Origin of the sequence: Streptomyces sp. NPDC093064 (assembly GCF_044754605.1) — a bacterium.
Taxonomy (GTDB): Bacteria; Actinomycetota; Actinomycetes; order Streptomycetales; family Streptomycetaceae; genus Streptomyces.
The window spans coordinates 1-6479 of record NZ_JBIVPK010000115.1 but is presented as its reverse complement, the minus strand read 5'-3'; the positions used below and the strand labels follow the sequence as shown (position 1 = coordinate 6479).

The following is a 6479-nucleotide window of genomic DNA, read 5'->3' as shown; positions in this document are numbered from 1 at the left end:
GCCGGACGCCGAGCCCACACCGAACGCCACCGCGTCCTCGCCCTCTACGGCATCACATGATCAACCAGACATCCGAGGCAAACGCCGGGGCCCTGTCTGCACCTGTGAGGGCTCGGCCGCGCATCACCGGCCCGCAGACGGTCACGCCCATTCGACTCCCAGTTCCCGTAGTGCGTTGCGCTGTTCGGGGGCGAGCTTGTCCCGTCTCGTTTTGGTGTTGGATACCCATACGCCCAGCTTGACGATCACTGGCTCTGTCTCGCCGTCGACTGCGATCTTCTCAGCGTGGCTGCCTGGTACAGGCCGCTGGCCCTCGCGCTCCACCCACTGCGTGAGGGCTGTCAGGCCGCGTTGGAACGCCTGCTGTGCCTTGCTCGGCCCCTTTCGTCGCACGGCCGGCTGCCGGGGCGGAAGAGGGCGCCTCAAGTGGCTTGATGCCCAGCCGGGTCAGTCGTTCCTGCTGTTCGGCTGAGAGCTGCGCCCAGGTGGCTGGCTGTTTCTGCTGCTGGAGCCATTTGCCGATGTCGTCGCCGTCGAAGGTCACGCCGGGCTCGATGGCAGGGAGGATGCCGCCGGGTTCGTCGGCGGCGAGGTCCGCCAGGACCCGGTGGTGGCGTTGCCAGTTCAGGGGCCAGGGGCAGTTCCAGTCCGGGTCGATCGCCGTCAGTTGTGCCGCGCGTACGGCGGCCCGCTCTGGGTCCTTGCCCAGGCCGTTCTTCGCTCCTCTCCGTCGGAGGTTGGCCATGTGCTGCCCGATGGGCACCAGGCCCTCGGCCTCGCTCTCGCCCCAGACTGCGTCTTGTCGGGGTGCGAGGTGTCCGGTGGCCTGCCGGTAGGAGCGGAGCGTGGCGAGTTTGGTCTCCCAGGCTTCTTCGCCGGGCTCCCACACCATCCCGGCTTCCGGCGCGTCCAGCAGTTCCTTGCGCCGCTCCTTCAGCTCTCCGGCTCGCAGTGCCTTCCGCTGCTAATGCACCCACCGCCCAAGTGGAAAGGCTTTCGTCGTGCCGACCTGGGTCTCCACGTCGTAGGGCACGGCGTACAGGCCGGTGATCTCGTTCTCCGCCCGCCGTCGCAGCAAGGCCTGGTAGCTCTCCAGCCACACCAGCGACTCCGGCCGGTACACCCGTGTACACAGGAACGCCGCGACCGTCGCCGCGTCCCTCGGGGAGGAGGGTGCAGCAGCGCCGATTCCGCCGCGGCCTGGGGTGTCGTCATGCTTCTGGTCCTCGCCGGCCCCGACGATCCGGCCCTCCTCATCCCGCTGGACGTGCACCTTGATAAGTCGTCGTATGGGATGCTCCGCCCGTAGATCATCGTGCCGATTGTGTGATGACTACGAGATGAATGTGTCGACAGAGCGGCCGTCGGCAAGGACGACGGTGATGACGGAGGGGGCATTTCCGTGGGGGGTCTGATCAAGGGGGCCAACACGTTCGTACCGACGGTGCCGTTGCGCATCGCGGTACGTGGCGGGCTGCGGGCGTCGGCGCTGCTGCTGACGGCTGACGGCCGGGTCCGGGGGGACCGGGACGTCGTGTCCGACAGCGTGCCGACGCATCCGTCAGGCGCGGTGCGCCTAGCCGGGGGCGCGGACGGCACGACGTGGCTGGAGGTCGGGCTCGGCGGGGTCGAGGCGGACGTCCAGCGGGTGCTCGTCGTCGGCTCGACGCGCGGCGGGACAGTGCGGGAGATGGGCGTGCCGTCGGTGGAGGCGTACGCGCAGGACGGGACGTCGGTCGTCAGGTACGAGGTGACGGAGTTGGGGGACGAAACGGCGCTGGTGCTCGCGGAGTTGTACCGGCGGGCGGGTGGCTGGAAGTTCCGGGCGGTGGGCCAGGGGTATGTGGGCGGCCTGGACGGTCTGGCGGCGGACCATGGGGTGGGGGCGGTTTTGGCGGCCGTTCCGGAAGCGGTGGCGTTCGCTCCGCCGGTGGGGTCGAGCGCGTCGCCGGCCGCAGGGCCTGCGCCGGCACCCGCACCCGCATCCGCACCGACCATTGCGGTTCCCGTCCCGGCGGCTCAACAGGCCCCGGCGGACTGGACGTTCGGCCCGGTCTTCGCTCCGTACACGCTCACCGGCCGCGACAACGACGTACTGCAGATGGACGGCCTGCCTCCCGGCCCCGTGATCATCGAGTTGAACGTCAGGGGCGACGGTTGGACCTGCCTCAAGCCGCTGTCACGCCGCAACAAGGAAGGCGACTCCCTCGTCAACAGCACCGAGGCCGACTTCCAGGGCCGCCTGCTCTGCAAGGTCCCGGACAGCGGCCCGCTGCGGCTGCGGCTGAACGCCGAAGGCCAGTGGCAGGCGACGGTGATGCCGCTTGCCGCGGCCCACCGCCTGACGGAGGAGTGGCTGGAGAACCGCGGCCCCGACGTGCTGCTGCACACCAGTGGCCCGGCCGACTTCCATATCCGTTACGAGGGCGACGACAACCTCATCGCCCACACCTGCGACCTGGTCGGCCACACCGAGCCCACGGCGCTCCCGCAGCGGGAGGGTCTGATCAACGAGATCGGCGCCCGCAGGGAGACCCACCCGCTGCCGGAGGGGCCGTTGATCGTCTGCCTGGAGATGGCGGACGGGCCGTGGCGGGCCAGACTCAAGGGGCTTCAGCCGCGCACCGCCCCCGTGTCTGCGGCCCCGGCCCTGACACAGCGCATCCCCGCGCCCTCGAAGGAGAGCGGCCACCGCAAGTCCTCCCGCTGGGGCTGGCACGGCAGGGGCTGATCGGCGTAGGGCGTCGGCTTGGCAGAGGAAGAACTCCAGCACCACATCGACTTCACCACCAAGACCATCACCGCGCACGCCACCGCACCTCGGCATGGTTCATCGCAGTCTCCCGGCCGCAACGACCCCTGCCTCGGGATGCCTACACGATGAGCAGGGACGAGGCACGGGAGGCCCTGAAGGCTGCCAGGACGCGAGCCGGCGTTCTGCACACGAGAGAGTTGAGACCAGGGCCCCTGGTCGGGATGGGAGACGACACCAGGCTCAACCCGCGCCCCGGCGGGGGCCTGGCGTGCGCACGGCGGGTAGATCATCTCGGGTTTCGTCGTTGGCGAGTGTGTCGGCTGGCAGGCGGCGGTAGTGGTGGGGCAGAGCGGTCACCTGCTCGGGCTCGACGGCTGCTCGCTGACCCGCGTCCGCGCGGTGTCCTCCTCGCCCTGCCTTTGGTCCACATCGGTGCCGGTCAACTCCCCCTCGCTGCCCGCCGGTTCGCCTTGCAGGTGAGTGTTGCGGAGGCGGGGGGTCGGCGAGGGCTTCGATGGTCTCAGTATCGTGTGCTCGCAGGGCTCCGAGGGCCTTCGTGAGGGTTCCGTAGGCATCCGAGGTGAGCAATTGATTCGGATCCTGGTCGGGTGACCGGGTGTCACGTCCGGGTTTGTCATGTCGGATAGCGAGAGCGTATTGCCTGAGTAGGGACTGATGCCCGGCAGTCGTCGCATCCGAAACGCTGCCGGTTTCCTGCAGTGACCGGTGGTGAACCGCCTGCGTACTGTGGTGTTGGGGCATCACGCGCCTTCGCGTGTGTGGTGGGGGAGGCACACAGGAAGGGGCGGGGAACCCGTGCTGAGGCGTGCGGCCGTTGACCGCCGGAGGGTCGCGCTGTGGCTGTCCGTCGTCGGTGGCCTGTACGGCGGCGCCATGCTGACCTCCCTGGTCATCGGCATCGCATCCCTCGTGTTCGACTTCGGCGGGGACGGTGTCATCGTGATGCTGCTCGTCGGTGCCGGGGGAACGGCACTCGGCTTGCTCCCTGTCACGGTCGCCGTCGTGAACGCCCCTCGCGCGGCGCCGGCAGCCGCGCTGGCCGGTGCGCTGCTGGCCGTGGGCGTCCTGCACTTCTATGGCGGTCAGGGCGTCCGGCCGGTGTGGTCCGCCGCTCACGACCACCCGTCCGGCGTCCGCGCGGTGGGCAGCTGGACGACGGAGGACATCGTGGTCCGCGCCCGCCCGGACGAGGTGACCGGCTACCGGATCACCGACGGCACCGTCGTCTGGCGGTGGAGCCCGCCGGGCCAGGAGGTCGTGTGCGCGATGAGCGAGGGCGTCCGGGGCAGCATCGGACTCGTCGGGCACGCCACCACCAAGGCACCGTGCGCCGCGGTCACCGCGCTAGACCTGTCCAGCGGCAGGAGCACCTGGCAGGGATCGCTACGACCAGCCGTCGGCCGCTGGGGGGACGAGTCCGAGGAGGGCATCGTGGCGATCGCGGGCGGCACCGCGGTCGTACGGGAGGTCGACGGCTGGCGTGGGATGCGGCTGGCCGACGGCAGTGCCGTCTGGTCCGTGAAGGCGGAGGCCGGCTGCGCACCGCAGCGGCTCGCGGGAGGCCCGGACGCCGTGGTCGCAGTGGAGCTGTGCTCGGGCCGATCCCTGGTCATCCGCTCACTCACCCCGGGCGACGGCCGGGAACTGACCCGCACCGCAGTGCCGATCGCCGGCGACAACCCGACGGTAGCGGTCCTGTCGACCGCCCCGGTCACCGTGGCGGTGGACGACAACACCCTGCGCGGCACCCACGCCGTACTGGCCCTCGACTGGCAGGGGCTGATCCGTTCCCGCGTCCCGCTCTCCAGCCCCGAGTACGACCTGGTCCTCACCCTCAGCACCCCGCTGGCCGACTTCACGGCCCGCCCGGTACGGGGCGCTCTGGTCGTGGGCGACCTGCTGATCGCCCCCGCCGTGAAGCCGGGCGACGAGCACAGCTACGGCAACGGGCGGTGGGGCCCGTCGGTCGGCTACGACGGCCGCCTGGTCGCGTACTCCCTCACCGACGGCACTCGGAAGTGGACCGCCGAGCTGGACGAGAAGGTGCGGGGCATCGCTCTGGACGGCACCGGCCTCTGGACCCTGACCGACCAGGAACTCACCCGCATCGACCCCCGAACCGGCCACAGGACGTCAAACCTGTCGATCCACAACGCCCGGCAGCTCGACCCCGTCCAACTGTGGGCCCAGGACGGCCTCTTCGCATGCGTGACAGCCGACGGAACCGACGACGACCCTCCGGTCCTGGTCCTGGGCTGAGACCGCACCGCGCCCTGCAGGAGCAGCTGTGAACCGGCGCCCGGACCACCTCACGGGAGTTTCTGATCAACGGCGGATCGTCGCGCTGGAGTGGACCTTGCGCTGCCCGTGGGTGAGGGCCGGGGGGTGCCCCTATCTGTTTCGTCAACCGGTCGGGGCTGGTGGGCTCGGGTTTCGTGGCACGTACGGCAAAGGGGCCGCCAGCAAGCCGGCGGCCCCTTTGCGGGCGGTTCGACGTCGGTGGGAGAACAGCTACTTCATCTCGGCCACCCGCCACTTTCCGTCGATCTCGGAGAGAAGCAGCTCGGTGATGTCGAGAGGGTTGTCGCGGACACCGACGTGCCCGAAACTGTCCCCTCTTCCCCAGAATCTGGACCTGTAGGAGACCGCCAGCCGGTTGCGCTCGGCGTCGCTCAGGGGGGCGATGAGGGCTTCAACGGCCTGCGGGCAACTGTCCTTGCCCTGGCCTGCGGCGAGTTCGGACTGTGCAATCCGGGTCATACGGGAGCAAACATCCTTGCCTTCGCCCGAAGCGAGGGCCTTGAGGAATGCCTTGCCGGCGTCCTCCAGTGCTCCGAGGCGAGCGCTGTTGTCGCGGAGGTTGACGAAGAGCCCCAGCCCTACGACCGTGAGGAGCGCACCGATTGCCCAGAGGATCGGCGCGCGTCCCTTTCCCTGCTCGTCCATGCCGGTCAATGTGCCTTCCCCCAGATGCCGAACGTGCGCGTTGCCGGAATCTGACGGTCCGCCCTTGATTCCGGCAACCCTGGCTTTCGGTTTGCCTTGCTGGACGTTCCCATGTGGTTCCGCCGACGGTCCGTCTCTCCGCTGCGCATGCAGGAAAACCTGTGACGTCAATGAGACTACGGGAGCAGTCTCGTGCGATCACTACTCGGTTCCGGCAGCGCTGCGGCGCTTCAACTGCCGGTCGTGCGAGTTGAGCGAGTTGTGGGCCCCTGTCTTCTCTCGTCAAGGAGTGGAATGGTTGATTCGCTGGAGTTCAGGCGGTTTGGGGGACGGGTTGGGGCTCGAAGAAGGTGCCGTCGCGGAGCATGGCGAACAGCACGTCCACCCGGCGGCGGGCCAGACACATCAGGGCCTGTTTGTGGCGTTTGCCCTCGGCCTTCTTCCGTTCGTAGTAGGCCCTGGACGCGGGGTCGGCCAGGGCCGCGAACAGACAGGAAGAAGGCCCCTTTGAGGTGCTTGTTGCCTCTGAGGGACGGGCTCTCGCCGCGGATCGAGGACCTGGATCTGCGGACTTGTTCGCGTTGTTGTGGCTGCCTTGGGGGTGGTCGGTAGTCGCGGTTGGTGAGTTCGAGGGGTCCCGCATGCTAGGGGCTGTGGCGGTAAGAGGGCTTCTCGAAACCGAGTGTGGGGGCTGGGTTTTTGCTGGTCAGGCATGGTGTCGGGGTGGGTGAGGTAGGTCCGGTGCGTCCGTGATGGT

Annotated in this window: 6 protein-coding genes and 1 pseudogene; 2 read left to right on the top strand and 5 right to left on the bottom strand. The window is 69.1% G+C overall.

Annotation, left to right across the window (positions count from 1 at the left end):
- Positions 1–141: 141 nt before the first annotated feature.
- The 3 genes from ACIQFZ_RS42945 to ACIQFZ_RS42935 form a co-directional block, all read right to left on the bottom strand.
- On the bottom strand, positions 142–324 hold the full coding sequence (locus tag ACIQFZ_RS42945) for a hypothetical protein (protein ID WP_402693950.1): 183 nt from the start codon (positions 322–324) through the stop codon (positions 142–144).
- Positions 281–892, bottom strand: coding sequence for a helicase associated domain-containing protein (locus ACIQFZ_RS42940; RefSeq protein WP_402693949.1), 612 nt, complete (start codon positions 890–892; stop codon positions 281–283). Before ACIQFZ_RS42940 ends, ACIQFZ_RS42945 begins: the two co-directional genes overlap by 44 nt.
- Positions 893–964: 72 nt before the next feature.
- Positions 965–1273, bottom strand: coding sequence for a hypothetical protein (locus tag ACIQFZ_RS42935; protein WP_402693948.1), 309 nt, complete (start codon positions 1271–1273; stop codon positions 965–967).
- Between the two features lie 129 nt (positions 1274–1402).
- On the opposite strand from ACIQFZ_RS42935, the gene ACIQFZ_RS42930 reads away from it, so the two are divergent.
- Both ACIQFZ_RS42930 and ACIQFZ_RS42925 read left to right on the top strand, forming a co-directional pair.
- Positions 1403–2731 (top strand): TerD family protein, encoded by a 1329-nt coding sequence (locus tag ACIQFZ_RS42930; protein ID WP_402693947.1) that lies wholly within the window; start codon positions 1403–1405, stop codon positions 2729–2731.
- Positions 2732–3571: 840 nt separating this feature from the next.
- Positions 3572–5035, top strand: coding sequence for a PQQ-binding-like beta-propeller repeat protein (locus ACIQFZ_RS42925; protein WP_402693946.1), 1464 nt, complete (start codon positions 3572–3574; stop codon positions 5033–5035).
- Between the two features lie 252 nt (positions 5036–5287).
- Here ACIQFZ_RS42925 and ACIQFZ_RS42920 read toward each other — a convergent pair whose 3' ends face one another.
- Positions 5288–5722 carry a hypothetical protein gene (locus tag ACIQFZ_RS42920; RefSeq protein ID WP_402693945.1) on the bottom strand — a complete coding sequence of 145 codons (435 nt, stop codon included), beginning with the start codon at positions 5720–5722 and terminating at the stop codon, positions 5288–5290.
- Between the two features lie 313 nt (positions 5723–6035).
- A pseudogene (locus ACIQFZ_RS42915) lies at positions 6036–6291 on the bottom strand (IS110 family transposase); the annotation flags it as partial.
- Between the last annotated feature and the right edge of the window lie 188 nt (positions 6292–6479).